This window comes from Bradyrhizobium sp. 134, from assembly GCF_023074155.1.
GTDB lineage: Bacteria > Pseudomonadota > Alphaproteobacteria > Rhizobiales > Xanthobacteraceae > Bradyrhizobium.
Window position 1 is genome coordinate 95167 of record NZ_JADPKX010000026.1, and the last position, 24655, is coordinate 119821.

Sequence of the window (24655 nt, forward strand, 5' to 3'; positions counted from 1 at the left end):
GCGCGTTGCCGAGATTTCCCGAGTCGTCGGCGCCCGACGCGAAGGGTAAAGTCTGTCGCCGGTAGTGGTTTGACCCGCGCTCTATCTTTTGTTGTCCGCATCCGACGCTGCACCGAGCAAACGCGTCACGAGTGCGGCGCAATCGATCATCATCATGAGCGCGTCATAGCCAGTGGGAACCCGAACATGGCCGTCCGCCGCCTCTCCGTTGCACTCGCGCTTCTCTGCGGCCTTGCCGCAGGCGTTGCGGCGTCATCCGCGGAGGAACGCGAGATCGTGCTGGCCACGACCACAGCGACGCAGGAGTCCGGCCTGCTCGATTACCTGCTGCCGATCTTCCGTGACAAGACCGGCATCGACGTGACCGTGATCGCGCGGCGCGCCGACGAGGTGCTCGAGGGGGCGCGAAGGGGCGAAGTCGACGTCGTGCTGATGCATGCGCGGCCGCAGGAGGAGAAATTCGTGGCCGACGGTTTTGCCGCGAAGCGCTTCGACGTGATGTACAACGACTATGTGCTGATCGGGCCGAAGAGCGATCCCGCCGGCGTCAAGGGCAAGGACATCGCGACCGCGCTGAAGGCGATCGAGGCCAAGGGCGCGCCGTTCGTGACGCGCGGCGACCGCTCGGGCACGCATGCCGCGGAGCTCGCGCTCTGGATCGTCGCCGGCATCGACATCGCCCGCACCAAGGGCGCCTGGTATCGCGAGGCCAAGCAGGACATGGCTTCCGCCCTCGACGCAGCGCGCATGGCGAACGCCTATGTGCTGTCCGACCGCGGCAGCTGGATCGCTTTTCGGGAGCGCGGCGATCTCGACATCGTGGTCGAAGGCGACAAGCGTCTGCTCAATCAGTACGGCGTGATGCTGGTGAACCCCGAGAAGTTTCCGAACGTGAAGAAGGAACTGGGGCAAGACTTCGTCGACTGGCTGATCTCGCCCGAGGGGCAGGCGGCGATCGCCGGATACAAGGTCGACGGACAACAGCTGTTCTTCCCCAATGCGGACAAATCGGGCGGCTGACGTTCGTATCGCGAGCGGTTGCCAAACCGGGCGATGCATGATCCATCATGGCGCATGACCCAGCGCCTGCCGCCATCGCTGACGCCGCTCGACACCGCGCTCGCCGCGTTGCTGACAGGGCTTGATCCGCTCGCGCCGATGGAGTTGCAGCTGAGCGAAGCGGCCGGCTGCATCGCGGCGGGCAATCCGCTGCTCCCAGCCCGACTGTCTCGTGACGTCGCTGCCGCGGACGGCTGGGCGCTCTGCGCCAATGATCTGGTCGGCGCGTCCTCCTATTCACCGCTGCCTCTCGCAACAGCGCCGGCCTGGGTCGATGCCGGCGACGCAATGCCCGCGGGATGCGACTGTGTGCTCGATGCCGACGCGGTCGAGGTGTCTGGTCCGCTCGCCCAGGTGTTGGCGGAGGGCGTGCCGGGGCAGGGTGTCCGGCGCGCTGGAAGTGACATCGACGGACGCACGCCTGCCGCGGCAGAGGGGAATGCGCTTGGTCCTGCCGCTCTGTTGCTCGCGCGTGCCGCCGGACTGGACCGGCTGAGCGTGCGCCGTCCGCGACTGCGCATCATCAATGTACCAGGTGCAACGGTGACCATGCATCTGATTGCGGACATCGCACGCGCCGCAGGACTGGATGTGCAAACGAGCGAGGCCGGTGCGCGCGACGCGGGATCGATCGCGGAGGCGTTGGGGGCGCCTACCTGCGATCTCCTGCTGACGATCGGCGGCAGCGGTGTCGGTCGCAAGGATGCAGTGGTCACCGCTCTGGCCCAGCATGGTGACGTGCTCGCCCATGGTCTTGCGCTCCAGCCCGGACGCTCCGCCGCGATCGGGCGGCTTGGAACGATTCCTGTTGTCGCCTTGCCCGGATCACCGGATCACGCCCTCGCGGTCTGGCTCGCGCTCGTGCTGCCGCTCGTCGACCTTCTGTCGGCTCGACTGCCACGCAGACAGGTAAGCTTGCCGCTCGCGCGAAAAATTGCATCCAGCGTCGGCATCGCCGAAATGGTCCTGCTGGCCGAGGAACATCATGCGTGGGTGCCACTTGCGGTAGGAGAATGGCCGCTCCAGGCAATTGCCCGCGCGGATGCATGGCTGCTTGTTCCCGCCAGTCACGAGGGATTTGCAGCGGGCGCGCCGGTCGATGCCTATCTGATGCGGGAATGATATGGGTTTAGCATGACCATGATCCCGCAATCGCAAGTCCGCAGCGCGCTCGAACAGGAACAGTTCCTCAAAATACTTTCCCGCGAGGAGGCCCTGGCTCGCTTCGAGGGCGCGCTGTTCCCGCGCGCGCTTCTGTGTGACATGCGCAAACTCGGTGCTGCGCTCGGTGCGTCGCTCGCTGAAGACATCACTGCGCCAATCGACGTACCGCCGTTCGACCGTTCCAATGTCGACGGCTTCGCGGTGCGCTCAGCGGACCTTGCGACAGCCGGCGAAGGCGCGGCGGTTCGCCTTGGATTGAATGGAGAGACTATTCACTGCGGCACCGTACCGGCGCTGCAAGTCGCTGCGGGAACGGCAACGCCGATTGCCACCGGCGGTCCGCTGCCGCGCGGTGCCGATGCCGTGGTCATGGTCGAGCATACTCAGCCGGCGGGATCCGGTGCGATCGACGTCCGGCGCGCGACCTCGCCCGGGCAATTCATATCCTACGCAGGGTCCGATATCGCGCGCGGCGAGGCGTTGCTGCGCGCCGGCACGATCATCGGCTCGCGCGAGGTCGGCATGCTGGCGGCCTGCGGTCTTGCCGAGGTGCGCGTCGTGCGCAAACCTCGTGTTGCCGTGATCTCCACCGGCGATGAACTGGTTCAGCCGGGCGAGGTGCTCGCGCCTGCTGCGATCTACGACACCAACGGCGCGATCGTCACTGCTGCGATCGAGGAGAACGGCGGAGAGGCGGTTTTCCTCGGTGCCATTTCCGACGACGAAGCCCAGCTCGAAGCTGCCATGCGGCGTGCGCTGGCGGACGCCGACATGCTGGTGCTCTCCGGCGGTACGTCGAAAGGCGCGGGCGATCTGTCTCATCGCATCATCGGCCGGCTCGGCCAGCCCGGCATCATCGCGCATGGCATTGCGCTCAAGCCCGGCAAGCCGCTGTGTCTTGCGGTGTGCGACGGCAAGCCGGTGGTGATCCTTCCGGGTTTTCCGACCTCGGCGATGTTCACCTTTCACGACATGATCGTGCCGGTGCTTCGCAAGATGGCCGGAATGCCGCCGCGTTCTGATGCCAGGGTGAGCGCGACCGTGCCGGTGCGCATTGCTTCCGAGCTCGGCCGCACAGAATTCGTCATGGTCTCGCTGGTCGATGGCAAGGACGGCTTGATCGCCTATCCCTCCGGCAAGGGGTCTGGTGCGATCACATCGTTCGCGCAGGCTGACGGTTTTCTGCGCATCGACGCGCTCGCCGACCAGATGCCGGCCGGGAGCCAAGCCGAAGTGACGCTTTTCACGCCGAATGTGCGGGTGCCCGATCTCGTCATCGTCGGCAGCCATTGCACCGGCCTCGATCTCGTCACGGCGCAACTCGCGCATGGCGGCCTGAGCGTGCGCTCGATAGCGGTCGGCAGTCTCGGCGGACTTGCGGCGGCACGGCGCGGCGAATGCGATCTGGCGCCGATCCATCTGTTCGACGACAAGAGCCAGACCTACAATACGCCTTACCTCGTCGAAGGACTCGAGCTCGTGCCAGGCTGGCGACGGATGCAGGGCATCGTGTTTCGCAAGGACGACAAGCGTTTCGAAGGCCACAGCGCGAAGGACGCCGTCGTCGCGGCGCTCGCTGATTCCTCCTGCATCATGGTCAACCGCAACCAGGGCGCCGGCACGCGCATCCTGATCGACCGGTTGCTTGGTGGTGCGCGCCCGGAAGGCTACTGGAACCAGCCACGCTCGCACAACGCGGTGGCCGCGGCGGTCGCACAGCACCGCGCCGACTGGGGCGTGACCATTGCGCCGGTCGCCCATGCGGTCGGCCTCGGTTTCATTCCGCTCGCGGAGGAACATTATGACTTCGCGTTGGTGACGGCGCGCAAGCAGCGTCCTGCGGTACAGGCCTTTCTCGCCGCACTCGGTTCGGACGAAGCGCGCGCCGCGCTGGAGCGGGCCGGATTCCGGCCGGCGTAGAGCTTGGTTAGGACGCCGCATCCAGTGCGGCCAGCCGCTCGGCTTCCGCGATGTCCTCGACCGTGTTGGCATTGAAGAACGGATCGAGCGGCTCCGTCGGCCACGTCACCGTCGCGAGCGGATAGCGTGCGGTCCAACGGTCAATCTTGCGGAGATCCTCAACCACCAGCGCGTGACGCAGGTCGTCGCGCAAGCCAACCCGCCACAAGCCGATCACCGGATGCGACTGGCCACCTGACGCCGCAACGGCGAGCTCGGCATTCGCCGCGATGCGTTCTTCATGCAAGCGCGCGACCAAATTTCGCGGCAGGAACGGACAGTCGCCGGCGGCACTGAGTACCCATTCCACCTCAGGCCGGTTCGCCGCGGTCCAGTCGAGCGCGGCAAGGATGCCGGCGAGCGGACCGGGAAAGCCGGGCACGTCGTCGGCAACGACCTGCAAACCGAACGGAGCGAAGCGGTCGGGATCGCCGTTGGCATTGAGGATCAGGCCGCTGCATTGCGGCTTCAGGCGTGCGATTACGCGTTCCAGGATGGTGCGGCCGGCGATGGTGCGCATCGGCTTGTCGCCGCCGCCCATACGCCGCGCGAGGCCGCCGGCGAGCAGCACGCCTTGCGTGGTCGGAAAGCTAATCGTCACCACTTTCACCCTTGCGCTTGTGCTTGGCCGATTCCTCCTCGACATAAGCAAGGTTCTGGTCGTAGACGATGCGCTCTGCCCCCGACAACGCGATGAACCGTTTGCCGCGTGCGCGGCCGACCAGGGTCAAGCCCACCTGCCGGGCGAGATCGACGCCCCAGGCGGTGAAGCCGGAGCGCGACACCAAAATCGGAATTCCCATGCGGACAGTCTTGATCACCATCTCAGAGGTGAGCCGTCCGGTGGTATAAAGGATCTTGTCGGATGCATCGACGCCGTGGCGGTACATCCAGCCTGCGATCTTGTCGACGGCGTTGTGACGGCCGACATCCTCGGTGTAGCAGAGCGGGTCGCCCTCTCTGCACAGCACGCAGCCGTGGATCGCGCCGGCCTCCAGATAGAGCGAGGGCATGGTGTTGATGGTCTGGGTCATCTGGTAGAGCCAGGAGGTACGCAGCTCCGCCTTCGGCAACGCGACGCTCTCGACCGCCTCCAGTAGATCGCCGAAGGCGGTGCCCTGCGCGCAGCCCGATGTCTGCGTGCGCTTCTTCAGCTTGGCTTCGAAATTGGTGTGGTGCTCGGTGCGCACCACCACCACCTGCAGGTCGTCGTCGTATTCGACCTCGGTGACCGCGTCATTATACTTCAGCATATTCTGGTTGAGCAAATAGCCCAGCGCCAGATACTCCGGATAGTCGCCGATCGTCATCATGGTGACGATCTCCTGCGAATTCAGGTAGAGCGTCAGGGGGCGCTCCACCGGCACCTTGATCTCGATCCTGGCGCCGGACTGGTCGGTCCCGGTCACGCTCTCGGTGAGACGCGGGTCGTCCGTGTCAGGGACGATCAGGGGCGTTGGGGCTTTGTCGATTTTCATCATGGCCGCGACGTTAGCATGACATTCGGATCAAGCCGATATAAGCATGGCGGTGGAAAGCGAAAATGTCTCTTCTCGTCATTGCGAGCGCAGCGAAGCAATCCAGAATTTATCCGCGGAGGCACTCTGGATTGCTTCGCTGCGCTCGCAATGACGGAACGGGCGGTTCCAGCCCCGCAATGCGGCTGGCGGAGATCACATTGCAATGAAAGTCATCGGCCTTGCAGGCTGGAGCGGTGCGGGCAAGACCACGCTGTTGACGCGGCTGATCCCGCATTTCCATGCGCTTGGCTTGCGCGTCTCTGTCATCAAGCATGCGCATCACCAGTTCGACGTCGACGTGCCCGGCAAGGATTCCTGGCGCCATCGCGAGGCCGGCGCGGCCGAGGTGCTGGTTGCTTCGTCAAATCGCTGGGCGCTGATGCACGAATTGCGCGGAGCGGCGGAGCCGCGTCTGCCGGAACTGTTGAGCAAATTGTCGGCCGTCGATCTCGTCGTGGTCGAGGGTTTCAAGCGCGAGCCGCATCGCAAGATCGAGGTGCATCGCGCCGCCAACGACAAGCCGTTGCTGTTTCCCGATGATCCCGGAATTTTCGGGATCGCGGCCGATGTCGCCATTGAAACCCGACTGCCGACGGTCCATCTCGACGATATCGCCGCCGCCGCGGAATTGCTGCTGCGCGCTGCGATGCCGGTCGAGGAAGCGGTCGCGAAAAGCGCTGCGATGCGCTGACGAGGCACCATGGCGCAACTGTCGGACGATTGTTTTGCCTTCGGCGGACCGATGATGTCGGTCGACGAGGCCGTTGGTCTGATCACGACGCGCGTCAACGCGATTTTCGATCTCGAAACCGTGGCGCTGGTCGATGCCGATGGGCGCGTGCTGGCTCGAGATATCGCGGCGCCGCTGCCGTTGCCGCCCTTCACCAATTCCGCTGTTGACGGCTACGCCGTGCGCAACGCAGATCTTCCGGATAGCGCCGAGCGGGCACTCCCGCTCGACGGCCGCATCCAGGCCGGCGGTCTGGCACTGGCGCCGATCAAGGCCGGCCACACCGCGCGCATTTTCACCGGCGCGCCGATGCCGCCGGATGCCGAAACCGTCTTCATGCAGGAAGATGTTCGTGTCGATGATGCCGGCCGAATTGTGCTGCCGCCGGGGCTGAAGCCGGGTGCGAATGTCCGCCCTGCGGGAGAGGACATTCCCCAGGGCCACATTGCGCTGCGCGCAGGCCAGCGCTTGCTGCCGCAGCATGTCGCGCTCGCGGCGGCGTTCGGCCTGGTCAGGCTCGACGTCGTCAGGCGTATCCGCGTCGCGGTGTTCTCGACCGGTGACGAACTGGCCTCGCCCGGCGAGCCGCGCGCGGCCCCGCAGCTGTTCGACTCCAACCGCTTCATGCTGATGGCGATGCTGCGCCGGCTCGGCTGCGACGTCAGCGATCTCGGCATTTTGCGCGACGAACGTATCTCGCTTGCGAATGGCCTCAAGCAAGTCGCCGGCACGCACGATCTGATCCTCACCACCGGCGGCGTCTCGACCGGGGAAGAGGATCACGTCAAGGCGGCAGTCGAGAGCATCGGCTCGCTGGTGTTGTGGCGGATGGCGATCAAGCCGGGACGGCCCGTGGCGATGGGCATCATCGAGGGCACGCCGCTGATCGGATTGCCGGGCAATCCCGTCGCGAGTTTCGTCACCTTCGTGCATGTGGTGCGGCCGACGGTGCTGGCGCTTGCGGGCAGCCTGCAGGCGCCGCCGTTGCCGATCCCGGTGCGCGCGGCGTTCACCTACAAGAAGAAGGCGGGGCGTCGCGAGTATGTTCGCGCCTCCTTGCGGCGCATGCAGGACGGCGCACTCGAGGCAATCAAGTTTCCACGCGAGGGCGCGGGGCTGTTATCCTCTCTGGTCGACACCGACGGCCTCATCGAGCTCGATGAGGAGGTTACGCGTGTCGAGCCGGGGCAGAGCGTGGGTTTCTTGTCCTATGCCGATTTGCTCTGAGTCTGAGTGCTATGTTGGCGCTGTCCAAGCGTTGACGCCATCGACCCCTCCCGCCATGTTGCGCCGATGACCAGAACGACGCTCGATCTCACCGGATTGAAATGCCCGCTGCCCGCCCTGAAGACGCGCAAAGCGCTGAAGCGGTTGCAGCCGGGCGATCAGCTCGAGGTGTACTGCACCGATCCCCTGTCGGTGATTGACATTCCGAACCTGATCCGAGAGACCGGCGACACGGTGGAGATCACCGAGCGCAACGACGCGCGTATCGTGTTCTTGATTGAGAAGGCCAATCGATCGATAGAAAATTTCAATGGTGCGCCGCCCACTTAGCCGGCGGTCATTCGGTTGATACCTACCTTTTGTCTATCGACATCGATCACCACTTCTGCCCCAATTGAGTTCCTCCGCCGAGACGCGGAGGTCGAGTCTTGCCTGCGATATGCGGAGCAAATGGGCCATCGAAAGAAGCCCGGCCGTGGCGTCGGGCATAGCCCCCGAGGTTAGGGGTTTAACGTCTCGGATGCGCGTGACGATCCTGGCGCGCGTCGATCATTGTGCGGAGCAGCAGGGACAAAGGCTGCGCTGCAGGCTGAGGAACAGGACCATCGTGGCAGGCCGTTCAGAAGGGCGGCTTCAGGGGAGGAATGCATGTCTACCATCGAGAGCGCTGGAACACTTTCGGGTGCCGGCGCAGGTTTTCTGGATCGCGAGCGGACCATCGCGACCGCGGGGTTCAATCGCTGGCTGGTGCCACCGGCCGCCCTGTGCATCCATCTCTGCATCGGCATGGCCTACGGCTTCTCGGTGTTCTGGCTGCCGCTGTCGCGCGCGATCGGAGTGACCGCGCCGAAGGCGTGCGCAGACATGTCGCTGTTTCAGGAGCTGTTCACGACCAGCTGCGACTGGAAGGTCGCCAGCATGGGATGGATGTACACACTGTTCTTCGTTGTGCTCGGTCTCTCTGCCGCAATGTGGGGCGGCTGGCTCGAGCGCGTCGGACCGCGCAAGGCAGGCTTTGTCGCCGCGCTGTGCTGGTGCGGCGGCCTCCTACTCGGGGCCATCGGCATCTATCTCCATCAGCTCTGGATCATGTGGCTCGGCTCCGGCGTGATCGGCGGCATCGGCCTCGGCCTTGGCTATATCTCACCGGTGTCGACCTTGGTGAAATGGTTCCCGGACCGGCGGGGCATGGCGACCGGCATGGCCATCATGGGCTTCGGCGGCGGCGCCATGATAGGATCGCCACTTGCCAGCGTATTAATGGACGGCGGCAGCTTCCTGAAAATCAATCTCACCTATATCGGCGTCGACTACGTACGCGATTTCACTTTTTCTGGCTTGAAGAGCTCGGTGGATGTTGGGGCCTGGCAGACCTTTCTTATCTTGGGCGCGGGGTATTTCGTCTTCATGATGATCGGCGCCTTTCGTTATCGCCTGCCGCCGGCCGGCTGGAAGCCAGATGGCTGGACGCCGCCGAGCGAAAAGAAGACGATGATCTCCGAGCATCACGTCCACCTTAACAACGCGCACAAGACGCCACAGTTCTGGCTGATCTGGTGGGTGCTGTGCCTGAACGTGTCGGCCGGGATTGGCGTGCTGGGAATGGCCTCGCCGATACTCCAGGAAGTTTTCGCAGGTAAGCTGATCGGCCTGCCTGAAGTCGGCTTCAACGCATTGAGCGTGGCGCAAAAGGCGCAGATCGCCGGAATTGCGGCTGGCTTTGCCGGACTGCTGTCGCTGTTCAACATTGGCGGCCGTTTCTTCTGGGCGTCGCTGTCGGACTATATCGGCCGCAAGAACACCTATTATACCTTCTTCATTCTCGGCATCGTGCTCTATGCGCTGGCGCCGACATTTGCGGCGATGGGCTCGAAGCTCCTGTTCGTGCTCGGCTTTGGCATCATCCTGTCGATGTATGGCGGTGGGTTCGCGACCGTGCCGGCCTATCTTGCCGATATGTTCGGAACGCAGTTTGTCGGCGCCATCCATGGCCGGCTGCTGACGGCGTGGTCCACCGCGGGCATCATCGGACCCGTCGTGGTCAACTACATCCGCGAGTTCCAGCTCGCGGCCGGCGTGCCGCGCGACCAGCTCTACAACACCACCATGTACATCCTCTGTGCGATGCTGATCGCGGGCCTGATCTGCAACTATCTGATCAAGCCGGTCGATCCGAAGTGGTACATGAGCGACACCGAGGTGGCGAAGGTCCAGGCCTCGATCGGTGGCGCCAGTGGCGGTCAGTCCGGGTCATTCGGGATCGGCACGGGCGGCTTGGATGGCAAGGCCGCGCTATTCTGGGCGTTTGTCGCCATTCCATTGGCTTGGGGCGTATACAAGACGCTCGAAAGCGCCGTCAGAATTCTCTGATTGTAAAACCCACGCTGCCGCGAGGTGCCCAACGCAGCACCTCGCGGCGCTCGCCTTTCCAGATGATCAAGAATGTGACTCAGGGGGACTTTTATGCTTCGCACCCGAATTGGCCTTGCGGCCGTGTTGCTCGTCGCTGGCCTTCATGCCGCATCCGCGCAGACGACAACGACACCGGCGGCGCCTGCTGCAACGACCGAAGCCAAGCCTGGCAAGATGAAACTCACCATGCAAAAGCTGAAAGACATGAAGGCGAAATGGGCAGCCAACAAGCCGAAGCTGAAAGCCTGCCGCGCCGACGTGAAGGCCAAGGGCCTCGCCGGCGATGACCGCTGGTTCTACATCGAAGAGTGCATGAGCAAGACCTGAGATCGGGTTCCGTCTGGCGCACGCGTAAAGGGGCATGGCGGGCGACCGCCTGCCTCCTAAATCATTCTAGAGACGCTCTAAATTGTCTTGCATCTGGCATACCAGAGACTAGAGTTGCGTCGAATTTGGCTTGGTCGGCGGGACCCAGAACCGGTGTTCCGCTGATCGAATCGGGAAACGAAGGCTGATCGCTTTGGCGATCCGGCCTAGACTGATCACGCATTTAAAGAGAACGCGACGTCTCCATGAGCAGCAACGAAGACGTTCACAAGGTTCGCGAGTTCGAACATCCCGGCCAGGGACGGAAGCGCGCCAAATCCACGCCCAAGGGACGGCAGGTCGATCCCACCGCCGCGCATGAGATCGAGCAGCTGCTCGGCGACAGACCGCGGCGGCGCGACCTGTTGATCGAATATTTGCATCTGATCCAGGACAAGTACCGCCAGATCTCGGCCGCGCACCTCGCTGCGCTCGCCGACGAGATGAAGCTCGCGTTCGCCGAGGTGTTCGAGACTGCAACCTTCTATGCGCATTTCGACGTGGTGAAGGAAGGCGAGCCCGATATCGCGCCGCTGACGATCCGCGTCTGCGATTCGCTGACCTGCGCGATGCTCGGCGGGGAGAAGCTGCTCGCCGATTTGCAGGACGCGTCCGGTCCCGGCATCCGCGTGGTGCGTGCGCCCTGCGTCGGTCGCTGCGACACGGCGCCGGCCGCGGAAGTCGGACACAACTTTGTTGACCATGCGACGGTCGCCAGTGTCACGGCGGCGGCGAAGGCTGGCGACACCCACGCGCATCTGCCCGAATATGTCGGCTATGACGCCTATGTCGCCGGCGGCGGGTACAAGCTGCTCAATCGCCTGCGCTCGGGTGAGCTACCGACGGACGACCTGCTGAAGGCACTCGACGATGCCTCGTTACGCGGTCTCGGCGGCGCCGGCTTCCCGACGGGACGTAAATGGCGTGCGGTGCTTGGTGAACCCGGCCCGCGGCTGATGGCGATCAACGGCGATGAGGGCGAGCCCGGCACGTTCAAGGATCGCGTCTATCTCGAGAGCGATCCGCACCGCTTCCTCGAGGGCATGCTGATCGGCGCCCATGTGGTGCAGGCCTCGGATATCTACATTTACCTCCGCGACGAATATCCGGCCTCACGCGAAATCCTCGACCGCGAGATCGCAAAGCTGCCGCCGGGCGGTCCGACGCTGCACATGCGCCGCGGCGCCGGCGCCTATATCTGCGGCGAGGAATCCTCGCTGCTGGAAAGCATCGAGGGCAAGCGCGGCCTGCCCAGGCACAAGCCGCCTTACCCATTCCAGGTCGGCCTGTTCGGGCTGCCGACGTTGATCAACAACATCGAGACCTTGTGGTGGGTGCGTGACATCGTCGAGAAGGGTGCCGACTGGTGGAAGGGCCACGGCCGCCATGAGCGTCACGGCCTGCGCAGCTTCTCGGTCTCGGGCCGCGTCAAGAATCCCGGCATGAAGCTCGCGCCTGCTGGCATCACCGTGCGCGAGCTGATCGAGGAATATTGCGGCGGCATGGCCGACGGCCATCAGTTCTATGCGTACCTGCCGGGTGGTGCGTCCGGCGGCATCCTGCCGGCGGCGATGGACGACATCCCGCTCGATTTCGGCACGCTTGAAAAATTCGGCTGCTTCATCGGCTCTGCCGCGATCGTGATCCTGTCGCAGAAGGACAGCGTGCGCGCGGCCGCGTTGAACCTGATGAAGTTCTTCGAGGACGAGAGCTGCGGCCAGTGCACGCCGTGTCGCGTCGGAACCCAGAAGGCCGCACTGCTGATGCAGCAACCGGTCTGGAACCGCGCTCTCCTGGACGAATTGAGCCAGGCGATGCGCGATGCCTCGATCTGCGGGCTTGGACAGGCGGCATCGAATCCGCTGTCCACTGTGATCAAATATTTCCCTGACGAGTTCAAGGAAGCGGCCGAATGACGAAGATTACGTTCGAGCTCGACGGCAAGCAGGTCGAGGCCAATGCAGGCGAGACGATCTGGCAAGTCGCAAAACGTCAGGGCCGCGAGATTCCGCATCTGTGCTATTCGCCCGCGCCCGACTATCGCCCCGACGGCAATTGCCGCGCCTGCATGGTCGAGATCGAGGGCGAGCGTGTGCTCGCGGCGTCCTGCAAGCGCACGCCATCGGTCGGCATGAAGGTGAAGACCGAGAGCGCGCGCGCTGTGTCCGCGCAAAAAATGGTCATGGAGCTGCTGGTCGCCGATCAGCCGGCGCGCGAGACCTCGCACGATCCGGAGTCCAAATTCTGGCACTGGGCCGAAACCACTGGGGTCACCGAGAGCCGCTTCCCCGCCGCCGAGCGTTGGGCGACCGACGCCAGCCATCCGGCGATGCGCGTCAATCTTGATGCCTGCATCCAGTGCGGACTGTGCGTGCGCGCCTGCCGCGAGGTCCAGGTCAATGACGTCATCGGCATGGCCTATCGCAGCCACGGCTCGAAAATCGTGTTCGATTTCGACGATCCCATGGGCGAGTCCACCTGCGTCGCCTGCGGCGAATGCGTGCAGGCGTGTCCGACCGGAGCGCTGATGCCGGCCGTGATGCTCGACGAGGCGCAGACCCGTGTCGTCTACGCCGACAAGAAGGTGGATTCGCTTTGCCCGTTCTGCGGCGTCGGCTGCCAGGTGACCTATGAGGTCAAGGACGAGAAGGTGATCTATGCCGAGGGCCGCGATGGCCCGGCCAATCACAACCGCCTTTGCGTCAAGGGCCGCTTCGGCTTCGACTACATCCACCATCCGCATCGACTGACCAAGCCGCTGGTGCGGCTGCCGAACGCGAAGAAGGATTCCAACGACCAGGTCGATCCGGCCAATCCCTTCACGCATTTCCGCGAAGCGAGCTGGGAAGAAGCGCTCGACATCGCGGCCAAGGGCCTCGTCAAGATCCGCGACGAGAAGGGCGTGAAGGCGCTGGCGGGCTTCGGCTCGGCGAAGGGCTCGAACGAGGAGGCCTATCTGTTCCAGAAGCTGGTGCGCACCGGCTTCGGCTCCAACAACGTCGACCATTGCACCCGTCTGTGCCACGCCTCGTCGGTCGCGGCGCTGTTCGAAGGCCTGAGCTCGGGCGCGGTGTCCGCGCCGTTCTCGGCTGCGATGGACGCCGAGGTCATCATCGTGATCGGCGCCAACCCGACCGTGAACCATCCAGTCGCGGCAACCTTCATCAAGAACGCGGTCAAGCAGAACGGTGCAAAGCTGTTCGTCATGGACCCGCGCCGGCAGACGCTGTCGCGCCATGCGACCAAGCATCTGCAGTTCAAGCCGGGGTCCGACGTCGCCATGCTGAACGCGATGATCCACACGATCATCACGGAAGGTTTGACCGACGATCAGTACATCGCCGGCTACACCGAGGGGTTCGAGGACCTTAAGGAGAAGATAAAGGAGTTCACCCCGGAGAAGATGGAGCCGATCTGCGGCGTCCCGGCGCAGACCCTGCGTGAGGTCGCGCGAACCTATGCGCGGGCAAAATCGTCGATCATCTTCTGGGGCATGGGCATCAGCCAGCATGTCCACGGCACCGACAATGCGCGCTGCCTGATTGCGCTGGCGCTGATCACCGGCCAGGTCGGTCGTCCCGGCACCGGCCTGCATCCGCTGCGCGGCCAGAACAACGTGCAGGGCGCCTCCGATGCCGGTCTGATCCCGATGTTCCTGCCGGATTATCAACCGGTCGGCCGCGACGACATGCGCGGTGCCTTCGAGAAGCTGTGGGGCCAGGATCTCGATCCCGTCCGCGGCCTGACCGTGGTCGAGATCATGAACGCGATCCACGCGGGCGAGATCACGGGCATGTATATCGAGGGCGAGAACCCCGCGATGTCCGACCCCGATCTCCAGCATGCGCGCCAGGCGCTCGCCATGCTCGATCATCTCGTGGTGCAGGATCTCTTTGTGACGGAGACCGCGTTCCACGCCGACGTCATCCTGCCGGCCTCGGCGTTTGCCGAAAAGGAAGGCTCCTTCACCAACACCGATCGCCGCGTGCAGCTCGCGCGCCAGGTGATCAAGCCGCCGGGCGATGCGCGGCAGGATCTCTGGATCATCCAGGAGATCGGCAAGCGCATGGGCCTGCCGTGGAATTATGCCGGTCCCGGCGATGTCTTCACCGAGATGGCCGAGCTGATGCCGTCGTTGAAGAACATCACCTGGGAGCGGCTGGTCCGCGAGGGCGCGGTCACCTATCCCGTCGATGGTCCCGACATGCCCGGCAACGAGATCATCTTCACCACGGGCTTCCCGACCGCGAGCGGCCGCGGCAAGATCGTTCCGGCTCACGTGATCCCGCCGGACGAGATCCCCGACGCCGAATATCCGATGGTGCTCTCGACCGGCCGCGTGCTGGAGCATTGGCACACCGGCTCCATGACCCGCCGCGCGCAGGTGCTCGACCAGATCGAGCCCGAGGCGGTCGCGTTCATGTCGCCAAAGGACATGCACAGGAAGAAGCTCGCGCCGGGCGATTTCATTCGGCTCGAGACTCGCCGCGGCGCGGTCGAGGTCAAGGTCCGCTCCGACCGCGACGTTCCCGAGAATATGGTCTTCATGCCGTTTTGCTACGCGGAAGCGGCGGCGAATTTGTTGACCAACCCGGCGCTCGATCCGTTCGGCAAGATCCCGGAGTTCAAGTTCTGCGCGGCCAGGGCCGAGCGCGCCGAAATGCGCGACGCGGCGGAGTAGGACGGCGGCGGTCGTTAGGCGGCGCGGGGATCCATCCAACACCCCGGCGTCGTCCTGGCGAATGCCAGGACCCATACCGCGTGATCCATCGATTGTAGCTGGTCGCAGTACCGCACTAAGAGTCTAGCGCCAAACGCCTCCCTGGGGTAATGGGTCCTGGCTTTCGCCAGGACGACTCGGGGAGAGACTGCGCCGTGCTCGTTCCTTCGCTCCTCGCAATGGCGGTAGTAAACATCGTCCATGTCCAAAGCCACCCCAGCCACACGCGCGCTCACAGCCGCCGGTGTTGCCTTCACCGTCCACGCTTACGGCTATGATCCCGATGCCGAGAGCATCGGCCTCCAGGCGGCTGCTGCGCTTGGCGAGGACCCCGCGCGCGTGTTGAAGACGCTGATGGCGCTCGTCGACGGCAAGCCGGTCTGCGTGATCGTCCCGTCCGATCAGGAAGTCTCGATGAAGAAGCTCGCCGCCGCTTTCAGCGGCAAGTCGGCGCAGATGATGAAACCGCCGGAGGCTGAGCGCCTCACCGGCTACAAGGTTGGCGGCATCAGCCCGTTCGGACAGCGGAAGCCCGTGCGCACCGTGATCGAGCAGAGCGCGCTTGCGCATGACTATGTGTACGTCAATGGCGGTCAGCGCGGACTGCAGGTGCGGCTCAGTCCAGGCGATGTGCGGGATGTCTCGAAGGCGATTGCCGCAGAACTGGTCGCCTGAGCGCCGGGCTCTGCTACTGCTTTTGCAACAGCTTCAGCCGGCAGCGCAGCGCTTCGCGGATGTGTGTGCGCGCGAGCTGCTCCGCTTTGCCGCCGTCGCGAGCCGCGATGGCTTCGATGATGGCCTGGTGCTCACCGTGGCTGGTCGAGGGGCGGCCCGATACCGTGAACGTCGTTGGACCGAGCAGTGCGATCCAGTCCTGCAATTCGCCTGATGCGTTATCGAGATAGCGGTTGCGCGCGGCGCGGCAGATCGCTTCGTGGAAGGCGCGGTTGAGCCTTGCCATGTCTCCTGCCGTCTCGGCCGCATCGGTCTCTGAGGCTTCGACAAAGGCCTGCTCGATATCCCGGAGTGCGTCGATTTCGGGCGTCGAGGCGTGCTCGGCCGCAAGCCGGGCAGCGGCGCCCTCCATGATCTCGCGCATGGCGTAGAGTTCTAGCACCTCCGAGATGTCGAGGTTGCGTACGATCAGGCCGCGGCCGCCGGCAGGTTTGACGAACCCGCGTGCCGCAAGCCGCCCGAGAGCTTCCCGCACCGGGGTGCGGCTGACCTTCAGCCGCTGGGCGACCTCCTCCTCGCGAAGGCGGTCGCCAGCACGGTAGCTGCCGGCCTGCAGCGCCTCGCAGAGCGAGCGGAACACGGCTTCGCCGAGCGCCACGCCGCCGCCGCGCGCGATCGAGCCGCCTACCTTTGTCGGGCGTCTTGCCATGCGTCCCCGTGGGCTCGCGCATCCTGCCCATGCAGCGATGGCGCTTGCTGGATTTCTGTATATCTTTGTATACAAAGGTGCGCAATGGCAAGCCGGATTGACCGGGCCGCCGGCGGGGCAGAATGTCTCCAACTTCGTCGCATCGGGCAGACGGCATGAGCAGCAAATACGATGTGCTGGTGATCGGCGGCGGCAATGCAGCGCTGTGTGCGGCGATCAGCGCGCGACGCGGTGGGGCATCGGTGCTGGTGCTCGAAGGCGCGCCAAAATTCTATCGCGGCGGCAACACGCGCCACACCCGCAACATGCGTTGCGCCCATGACGAGGCAACCGAAATCCTCACCGGCCCCTACACCGAGGAGGAGTTTTGGGAGGATCTCCTGCGCGTCACCGGCGGGCAGACCGACGAGGTGCTCGCCCGGCACATGATCCGCGAATCCAAGGACATCTTGAGCTGGATCGTGGAGCAGGGCGTGCGCTGGCAGCCCTCGCTCGGCGGCACGCTGAGCCTCGGCCGCACCAACTCCTTCTTTCTCGGCGGCGGCCGCGCGATGCTGAACGCACTTTATCTCACCGCCGAGAAGCTCGGCGTGGACGTCGAATACGACGCCGAGGTCACCGACCTCGTGATCGAGGACGGCATGTTCCTCGCCGCCCGCCTCAAGCGGCCGATCAAGGGTGACACCGAGATACGCGCGACATCGCTGGTCGCCGCTGCCGGCGGGTTCGAGGCCAACATCGAATGGCTGAAGCAATATTGGGGCGACGCCGCCGACAATTTCCTGATCCGCGGCACGCCCTATAACCGCGGCTCAATCCTGAAGATGCTGCTCGCCAACGGCGTGCAGGAGGTCGGCGACCCCACCCAATGCCATGCGGTCGCGATCGACGCCCGCGCGCCGAAATTCGACGGTGGCATCATCACAAGGCACGATTCGGTCGTGTTCGGCATCGTCGTCAACAAGCACGCGCAGCGCTTTTACGACGAGGGCGAGGACATTTGGCCGAAGCGCTACGCGATCTGGGGTCGGCTGGTGGCCGCGCAGCCCGACCAGATCGCCTACGTCATCTTCGACTCGACCGTTGTCACCAGCTTCATGCCGACGCTGTTTCCTCCGATCGCCGGGCAGACCGTGGCTGAGCTCGCCGGCAAGCTCGAGCTCGATCCGGCCACACTGGAAAAGACCATCACCGAATTCAACGCCGCGGTGCAGCCCGGCACCTTCGACCACACCATTCTGGACGATTGCCGCACCGAAGGCATCACGCCGCAGAAGACGCATTGGGCGCGGCGGATCGAGACGCCGCCCTATCTTGCCTATCCGGTGCGGCCCGGCATCACCTTCACCTATCTCGGCACGCGCGTGACCAGGGAAGCGCGGATGCTGATGGCCGACGGCAAGCCGTCGGCGAACATGTTCGCGGCCGGCGAGATCATGGCCGGCAACGTGCTCGGCAAGGGCTATGCCGCCGGCATGGGCATGACCATCGGCAGCGTGTTCGGACGGATTGCAGGACGGGAAGCGGCGCGCCACGCCAAGAACTAGGGCGAAGGAGAGGCAGAGGGAGAAACCATGTCACGCATTGCCACTGCCGCGATCGCGGCGCTGCTGATCGTCGGCCACGCCCACGCGGCTGAGCCGATCACGCTGCGAGACATGGGTTCGTTCCATGTCGGCGGCCGCCTTGTCGAAATCTCCGGCAAGCCGGTGAGGGAGGTCGTGTTCGCGCCCGGCGGCGTGCCGGCCAAGGTCGATCCCAACGGCACGTATCAGGTCGAGCAGATGTACGTGCAGTATTTCCTGCCCGCCAACGAGAAGGGTGCCTATCCCTTGCTGATGTGGCACGGCGGGGGATTGACCGGCGTCACCTACGAGACCACGCCGGACGGACGCGAAGGCTGGCTGAATTATTTTCTGCGCAAGGGGTGGGCGGTCTATAATTCCGACGCGGTAGAGCGCGGACGCGCGGGCTGGGCGCAATACCCCGATATCTTCAAAGGCGAGCCGGTCTTCCTGACCACGGCCAATCCGTTCGAGCGTTTCCGCATCGGCGATGGGCCGAACTCCTACGATCCCGATCCCGCCAAGCGAAGATTGTTGCCGGGCAACCAGTTCCCCGTCGAGGGTTACGAGAATTTCGTCAAGCAGAACGTACCGCGCTGGACCACGACCGACGATGCGACCATCGCCGCCTATATCGCCGAGATCGATCGCGTCGGCCCCTCGGTGCTTCTGTTCCACAGCCAAGCCGGCACCTTCGGCTTCAAGGTCGCGCAAGCCCGCCCCGACAAGGTCAAGGCGCTGATTGCGATCGAGCCGGCCGGCATCGGCGATCCCGCCAAGGCGGATGTGCTGAAGAACATCCCGACCCTCATCATCTACGGCGACTATATCGAGCGCGATTCGCGCTGGCCCAAGATCCGCGCCAATGGCATCGCCTTTGCGGACGCCATCAAGGCAGCCGGGGGCAGCGTCGACATCGTCGATCTCCCGCAGGCCGGCATCAAGGGCAATTCGCATATGGTGATGATGGACAAGAACAACCTCGAGGTCGCAGCCCTGATTCAGAAATGGCTCGAGGGCAAAGGTCTGACGAAGTAAAGCCATGCACGGAACCAGAATTTTGGACGAAGCCGACCGCTTGATGACGGTCTGCAATTCCTGCCGTTACTGCGAGGGTCTTTGCGCGGTGTTTCCCGCCATGGAGATGCGGCGCGCCTTCTCTGATGGCGACCTCAATTATCTCGCCAATCTCTGCCATGGCTGCGGCGCCTGCTACGTCGACTGCCAGTTCTCGCCGCCGCACGAATTCAACGTCAACGTCCCGCAGACGCTGGCGATCGCGCGCGCAGAATCCTACGTGGCCTATGCCTGGCCGCAGGCGCTGTCCGGTGCCTTCGCGCGTAACGGTCTCGTCATCAGCATCGTCGCCGCGCTCAGCATGGCCGCCTTCATCCTCGGCTTCGCTGCCCTGAACGACCGCAGCGTGCTGTTTGGCGTGCATACCGGCCCCGGCGCGTTCTACAAGCTGATGCCGCACAACGCGATGGCAGCGTTGTTCAGCGCCGCCATCCTTTATGCGATCTTCGCGCTGGTGATGAGCGTGCGTGCCTTCTGGCGAGATATCGGTCCGCCGATCGGCGGCCGTGCGGACGGTCGCTCGATCTTTCAGGCGATACGCGACGCTGGTGAGCTGCGCTATCTCCACGGTGGCGGCGTTGGCTGCTACAATGAGGATGACAAGCCGACCGACCGGCGCAAGCTTTTCCATCACCTGACCTTCTATGGCTTCCTGCTCTGCTTCGCCGCGACCTCGGTCGCCACGCTGTATCACTATCTGCTCGGCCGCGAGGCGCCGTATCCGTGGTGGGATCTGCCGGTGGTGCTCGGCACGCTCGGTGGCATCGGCCTGATCATCGGGCCGATCGGCCTGTTCGTCGCCAAGATGCGGCGCGATCCGGCGCTGCTCGACGAGCAGCGCTACGGCATGGATGTCGGCTTCATCGCCATGCTGTTCCTGACCGGGTTCACCGGCATGCTGCTTCTGCTCTTGCGGGACACCGCCGCCATGGGCCCGCTGCTGGCGCTGCATTTGGGCGCAGTTTTCGCGCTTTTCATCACCATGCCCTATGGCAAGTTCGTGCACGGCATCTATCGCTTCGCAGCACTGGTGCGTTACGCGCAGGAGCGGCGCAGTGAAGCAGGCTCCTGAGATTCAGACGGTCGGAAGCGGCCGTCGCGCAGGAAAGCGATCGTCTGTTCTATCGCGGCGGCGTGACGCGGAAGTCCGGTATGGGACGCCTTCACGACGATATGGTCGGCCATGCCGGCGACCATCGCGCTTTGCACCGAGACCCGTCCGTCATTCGGCTTCGGCAGAACGAAGAGACCTGCGACGGGATCGAGGAAGCGGTTTCCCGCGATCACGCCGACGGGATAGTCCACCGCGGGCAGGGCGTCAGGCCGGGGCGTGGACGTGGTGGTGAGCTCGAGTCCGGCCGGGCCGTAGAATGCGCTGTAGAGGCGATATCGGCTGAGGAGATCGGCGACCTCGCTGCCGCCGTTCGGCGTGCCCAGCATCACCAGGCCGGCAAGCCGGTCCGGACGGTATTTTGCGATATAGGCGCGCGTCACCAGACCGCCCATGGAATGCGCGACGAAATACAGCGGCGCATCACGTTCGGCGAAGCGGGCAACCTCTGGATGGATATCGTCCGCGAACGCGGTGATCGGCTTGCGGCGGCTGGCATAGTCGATGTTGAGCGTTGCGAAGCCGCTTGCCCGGAGCGCCCGTTCAAGACTTTTCATGGATGCCGAGGTTCGCGCGATGCCGTGAAGCAGAACCACTCCCGGGCATCGCGCGTCACCTGATTGAGGCGCCTCGTGCATCTCGCTTATGCCACCTCGCGCTCTGGTCCAGACGCCTGCTCGCGAGCCATCGTCGTTGCGGTGACGTAGTCGGTCTTGCCGGTGCCGAGCAGTGGCACCTTGTCCACCACCATGATCGCCGCGGGAATGGTCAACTCGGATGCGCCGATGGCCTTGGCTTGGCCCTGCATTGCACTGCGCTCGGCACCCTTTTCCGTCGTCAGCAGCACGATACGCTCGCCCTTGCGCGGATCCGGGATCGAAACCGCGACCGATGCGGCCTGCGGCCACAGGGTCGTCGCGATGTTCTCGACCGCCGACAGCGAGACCATTTCGCCGGCGATCTTGGCAAAGCGCTTGGCGCGGCCCTTGATGGTGATGAAGCCGGCAGCGTCGATCGCCACGATGTCGCCGGTGTCGTGCCAGCCCTCGGCGAGCGGTTCGAGCACGCCGGGACTTTCGGCCCGCAAGTATCCGAGCATCACGTTCGGGCCGCGCACCGACAGGCGGCCGCCTTCCTCGATGCCGGGGACCGGGTCGAGGCGGCTTTCCATCAGCGGCGACAGGCGGCCGACCGTTCCGGGGCGATTGGCCATGGGCGTGTTCATCGCCAGCACCGGCGCGGTCTCGGTGACGCCATAGCCTTCGAGGATGCGGATGCCGTAGCGTTCCATGAACACCTGCCGGGTGCGATCCTTGACCGCCTCGGCGCCGGCGATCACCAGACGCAGGGTGCGGAAGTCATAGGCGTGCGCCGAGCGGGCGTAGCCGGTGAGGAACGTGTCGGTGCCGAACAGGATCGTGGCGCCGGTCTGGTAGATCAGCTCGGGCACGATCCGGTAGTGCAGCGGCGAGGGATACATGTAGATCGGAATGCCCGCGAGCAGCGGCATCATCATTCCGCCGGTCAGCCCGAAGGAATGGAACACCGGCAGCACGTTGAACACCTTGTCATTGGCGTTGGCATCGACCCGCGCCAGCGCCTGTGCGGCGTTGGCGAGGATATTACGGTGAGACAGCACAACGCCCTTGGGTGTGCCTTCCGAGCCCGACGTGAACAGCACGACGGCCGGATCGCTCGCCTGGCGGACGACGCGCGGCGTAGTACCGGCGAGCAGGCCCTTGATCTTGTCGGCCGTGCCGATCGAGGCGCGGACATCCTCGAGATAGACGACGCGAACTTCCGTGGAGATCGCAGCCATCAGCTTGTCGAGCTTGCCCTTCTCGATGAAGGCCTTGGACGTCAGCACGGTCTTGACCTGTGCGGCCTTCATGGCGGCGAGGACGTTGACCGGGCCGGCCGAGAAGTTGAGCATCGCCGGCACCCGGCCGATATTTTGCAGCGCCATGAAAACGACGGCGACGCCTGCGGAGTTCGGCAGCAGCACGCCGACATTCTCACCGATGACGGTGCCGTTCTCCAGCTTCCGGCTCAAGACCTGCGCGCCCAGGATCAGCTTGCGATAGGTCAGCTTGGTGCCGAGCGCGTCCTCGATGATGACCTTGCCGGTGTCGCGATCGCGGTAAGCGTGTCCGAGCGCCTCGAACAGGGTGTGATCGAGCATGGCGTTTTTCACCATGGCGTCGATCATCACGTCCTGAAGTGCTGCGCCAGCGGCGTTGCGGCGCGTCTTGCCCTTGAGCGATGGATCGACCGGAAGCTTGACCGGCGGCAGGATGGTGACGGTCACCCGCGGAAACCACGAGCGCTTGATCTGGCTGCCGTTGAGATAGCTGAGATGCGAGCGCTGGGCGCCTTCGATGCGGACCGGGACGACGACTGCGTCGGCCTTGTCCGCAATCATCGCGGTGCCGTCATAGACCTTCATAAGCGAGCCGGAGACGGTAATGCGTCCCTCCGGAAAGATCACCACCGGCTCTCCGGCGGCGACGAGCTTAATGAGGTCGCGCGCGGCCAGCGGCTTGCTGGGGTCCATGGTGTAGTGCTTGACTACCCGCAGGAACGGCTTGGCCCACCAGGCCTTGGCGATGCCGGTATCGACCGCGAAGCTCGCGTCGATCGGCAGCACGGCGTGCAGCAGCGGCCCGTCGATCAGGCTGACATGGTTGGGCGCGATCAGCATGCGCGTGCCAGCAGGCGGCAGGTTCTCCAGCCCGCGGACCTCGGTGCGGAACAGCGCGCGGAACAGCAGCCCGCCGAAGTCACGCACGCCTTCCTTGCCCCACTTCGTCAGCACGAACCAGACCGCGCCGAAGCTGGCGACGCCGAGGCCGAAGAAGATCCAGCCGATGTGCAATCCGCCGGCCTGCAGCAGCGCGACGAACAGCGAGCCGGCCACCATGAAGGCGGCCTGTAGCACGTTGCCGGCGGCGATGATGCGGGCGCGCTCGGAGGGGGCGGACCAGGCCTGGACGGCGGCGAAGGACGGAACGACGAACAGGCCGCCGCCGAATGCGAAAGCGACGAAGTCGAGGAGCATGCGCAGGCCCGCGAACGAGGTCGCGAAGTCGGCGGCGGTGATGTCCTGGCCCTTGGCGGTCACGCCGATCGCCCAAGCGAGGTCGATGCCGGCAAACCCCATCATGATGGCGCCGATCGGCACCAGCGCGAGGTTCGGGCGAACGTGGCTCAGATTCGCGGCGAACAGCGAGCCGATGGCAATGCCGATTGCGAAGATCGCGAGACACAACGTCACCACGCCTTCGGTGCCGCCGATGACCTCCTTGACCAGTGCCGGCAGCAGTGAGAGCACGATGGCGCCCACCAGCCAGAACCAGGAGACGATCACGGTGCCGTCCCACAGCCGGTGATCGGCGTGCAGCGTCTTCAACAGGCCGAGCGTCGAGGTCCAGGGATTGGCGTTGACCGGCAGATCGGGTGCAGACGGCGTCGTCGCTGGAATGCGGGAGGCGAAGGCCCAGGACAGCAGGGCCAGCACGACCACGGCCGATGCGACCCAGCCCATATGCGCGGAGCCGGCCACGAACTGGCCGCCGGCAACGGTGCCGAGCAAGATGGCCATGAAGGTCGCGCCTTCGACCAGCGCGTTGCCGGTCGCGAGCTCGCCGAGCTCGAGCTGGTCCGGCAGCATCGCGTATTTCACGGGACCGAACAGCGCGGCGATGACGCCGAACAGTGCGAGTGCTGCGAACAGCAGCGGCACCGAGTGCAGGAAGAAGCCGGCCGCGGCAAAGCCCGCGGCAAAGATCTCGGCGAATTTGAGTCGCCTTGCGACGACGGATTTGACGTATTTGTCGGCGAGCTGGCCGCCGAGCCCGGACAGAATGAAATAGGGGAAGATGAAGACGGCGCCTGCGACCGTCACCAGCGCATCGCCGTGGCCGGTCGCGGCACTGTAAAGCAGGATGATGACGAGTGCGTTCTTGAGCACGTTGTCGTTCAGCGCCGAGAAGAATTGCGCCCAGAACAGCGGCGCGAAGCGGCGTGACGACATCAAATCCCTGATCATGACTAGTCCTGTTTTGGAAAGGCTGCCTGAAGTTTCATTGTCGGATGGACTTTGGGTCCAGAGGATATGCGACGGGCTATTGTGGGTTGACGACAGTCGCCCCGGCCTGCTCTGCGCGCTTACCTTCCGATCCTGTTGGTCTCCGCGTGGCGTGGTTTGGTTCGCAATGGTTCGGTTGCGGCGTTATCCAGACAGGCTGCGCCTGCCAGGATATTGCTCAGGGCGCTGAGGGAAACCTGAACCGCATCGTCGAAGGCCGCGGCATCGGCTCGAATGTCGGGACATGGTAAGTCCTTCCTTGCGGTTTGATATT

At 64.5% G+C, this 24655-nt stretch carries 19 protein-coding genes; 14 read left to right on the forward strand and 5 right to left on the reverse strand.

What is annotated here, in order from left to right; genetic code table 11:
- The first annotated feature begins 186 nt into the window (after positions 1 to 186).
- From IVA75_RS08705 to IVA75_RS08715, 3 genes are read left to right on the forward strand one after another with little or no spacing between them, the layout of a single operon-like run.
- Positions 187 to 1020: a substrate-binding domain-containing protein gene (locus tag IVA75_RS08705; RefSeq protein WP_247282628.1), complete on the forward strand. Its 834-nt coding sequence runs from the start codon at positions 187 to 189 to the stop codon at positions 1018 to 1020.
- Between the two features lie 54 nt (positions 1021 to 1074).
- A complete protein-coding gene (locus IVA75_RS08710) occupies positions 1075 to 2181 on the forward strand; it encodes a molybdopterin-binding protein (protein WP_247282629.1) in 1107 nt (368 codons plus the stop codon).
- 12 nt (positions 2182 to 2193) lie between these two features.
- Entirely contained in the window at positions 2194 to 4143 is a 1950-nt protein-coding gene (locus IVA75_RS08715) for a molybdopterin biosynthesis protein (protein ID WP_247282630.1), read from the forward strand.
- A 7-nt stretch (positions 4144 to 4150) separates the two neighbouring features.
- On the opposite strand, the gene mobA is transcribed toward IVA75_RS08715, so the two are convergent.
- Positions 4151 to 4828: a molybdenum cofactor guanylyltransferase MobA gene (mobA, locus tag IVA75_RS08720; protein WP_247282631.1), complete on the reverse strand. Its 678-nt coding sequence runs from the start codon at positions 4826 to 4828 to the stop codon at positions 4151 to 4153.
- On the reverse strand, positions 4773 to 5663 hold the full coding sequence (fdhD, locus tag IVA75_RS08725) for a formate dehydrogenase accessory sulfurtransferase FdhD (protein WP_247282632.1): 891 nt from the start codon (positions 5661 to 5663) through the stop codon (positions 4773 to 4775). Before fdhD ends, mobA begins: the two co-directional genes overlap by 56 nt.
- A gap of 202 nt (positions 5664 to 5865) precedes the next feature.
- On the opposite strand from fdhD, the gene mobB reads away from it, so the two are divergent.
- The 8 genes from mobB to ybaK all read left to right on the forward strand — a co-directional run bounded on the left by mobB (position 5866) and on the right by ybaK (position 15832).
- Positions 5866 to 6393 carry a molybdopterin-guanine dinucleotide biosynthesis protein B gene (mobB, locus tag IVA75_RS08730; protein ID WP_027567848.1) on the forward strand — a complete coding sequence of 176 codons (528 nt, stop codon included), beginning with the start codon at positions 5866 to 5868 and terminating at the stop codon, positions 6391 to 6393.
- A 9-nt stretch (positions 6394 to 6402) separates the two neighbouring features.
- Positions 6403 to 7659 carry a gephyrin-like molybdotransferase Glp gene (gene glp / locus IVA75_RS08735; protein ID WP_247282633.1) on the forward strand — a complete coding sequence of 419 codons (1257 nt, stop codon included), beginning with the start codon at positions 6403 to 6405 and terminating at the stop codon, positions 7657 to 7659.
- Between the two features lie 66 nt (positions 7660 to 7725).
- A complete protein-coding gene (locus IVA75_RS08740) occupies positions 7726 to 7989 on the forward strand; it encodes a sulfurtransferase TusA family protein (protein ID WP_247282634.1) in 264 nt (87 codons plus the stop codon).
- Positions 7990 to 8307: 318 nt separating this feature from the next.
- Positions 8308 to 10029, forward strand: a complete 1722-nt coding sequence (locus IVA75_RS08745; protein ID WP_247282635.1) for an OFA family MFS transporter — start codon at positions 8308 to 8310, stop codon at positions 10027 to 10029.
- A 93-nt stretch (positions 10030 to 10122) separates the two neighbouring features.
- Positions 10123 to 10398, forward strand: coding sequence for a hypothetical protein (locus IVA75_RS08750; protein WP_247282636.1), 276 nt, complete (start codon positions 10123 to 10125; stop codon positions 10396 to 10398).
- Positions 10399 to 10643: 245 nt separating this feature from the next.
- A complete protein-coding gene (locus IVA75_RS08755; protein ID WP_247282637.1) occupies positions 10644 to 12353 on the forward strand; it encodes an NADH-ubiquinone oxidoreductase-F iron-sulfur binding region domain-containing protein in 1710 nt (569 codons plus the stop codon).
- Positions 12350 to 15118 (forward strand): formate dehydrogenase subunit alpha, encoded by a 2769-nt coding sequence (gene fdhF, locus IVA75_RS08760; protein ID WP_247282638.1) that lies wholly within the window; start codon positions 12350 to 12352, stop codon positions 15116 to 15118. Before IVA75_RS08755 ends, fdhF begins: the two co-directional genes overlap by 4 nt.
- A gap of 240 nt (positions 15119 to 15358) precedes the next feature.
- On the forward strand, positions 15359 to 15832 hold the full coding sequence (gene ybaK / locus IVA75_RS08765) for a Cys-tRNA(Pro) deacylase (protein WP_247282639.1): 474 nt from the start codon (positions 15359 to 15361) through the stop codon (positions 15830 to 15832).
- A gap of 13 nt (positions 15833 to 15845) precedes the next feature.
- On the opposite strand, the gene IVA75_RS08770 is transcribed toward ybaK, so the two are convergent.
- Entirely contained in the window at positions 15846 to 16541 is a 696-nt protein-coding gene (locus IVA75_RS08770) for a GntR family transcriptional regulator (RefSeq protein WP_247282640.1), read from the reverse strand.
- Between the two features lie 155 nt (positions 16542 to 16696).
- Here IVA75_RS08770 and tcuA point away from each other — a divergent pair, with 155 nt between their 5' ends.
- Genes tcuA through tcuB form a run of 3 tightly spaced genes read left to right on the forward strand, consistent with a single transcriptional unit; the run spans position 16697 to position 20255 of the window.
- Complete coding sequence (tcuA, locus tag IVA75_RS08775) at positions 16697 to 18088, forward strand: FAD-dependent tricarballylate dehydrogenase TcuA (protein WP_247282641.1); 1392 nt, start codon at positions 16697 to 16699, stop codon at positions 18086 to 18088.
- Positions 18089 to 18115: 27 nt separating this feature from the next.
- Positions 18116 to 19144 carry an esterase gene (locus IVA75_RS08780; protein WP_247282642.1) on the forward strand — a complete coding sequence of 343 codons (1029 nt, stop codon included), beginning with the start codon at positions 18116 to 18118 and terminating at the stop codon, positions 19142 to 19144.
- Between the two features lie 4 nt (positions 19145 to 19148).
- Positions 19149 to 20255 carry a tricarballylate utilization 4Fe-4S protein TcuB gene (tcuB, locus tag IVA75_RS08785; protein WP_247282643.1) on the forward strand — a complete coding sequence of 369 codons (1107 nt, stop codon included), beginning with the start codon at positions 19149 to 19151 and terminating at the stop codon, positions 20253 to 20255.
- Here the strand turns inward: tcuB and IVA75_RS08790 are convergent.
- Both IVA75_RS08790 and IVA75_RS08795 read right to left on the reverse strand, forming a co-directional pair.
- Positions 20219 to 20932 carry an alpha/beta fold hydrolase gene (locus IVA75_RS08790; protein ID WP_247282644.1) on the reverse strand — a complete coding sequence of 238 codons (714 nt, stop codon included), beginning with the start codon at positions 20930 to 20932 and terminating at the stop codon, positions 20219 to 20221. The two genes, tcuB and IVA75_RS08790, sit on opposite strands and share 37 nt — an antisense overlap.
- Before the next feature lie 5 nt (positions 20933 to 20937).
- Positions 20938 to 24342: an acyl-[ACP]--phospholipid O-acyltransferase gene (locus IVA75_RS08795; RefSeq protein ID WP_247282645.1), complete on the reverse strand. Its 3405-nt coding sequence runs from the start codon at positions 24340 to 24342 to the stop codon at positions 20938 to 20940.
- Positions 24343 to 24655: the final 313 nt, after the last annotated feature.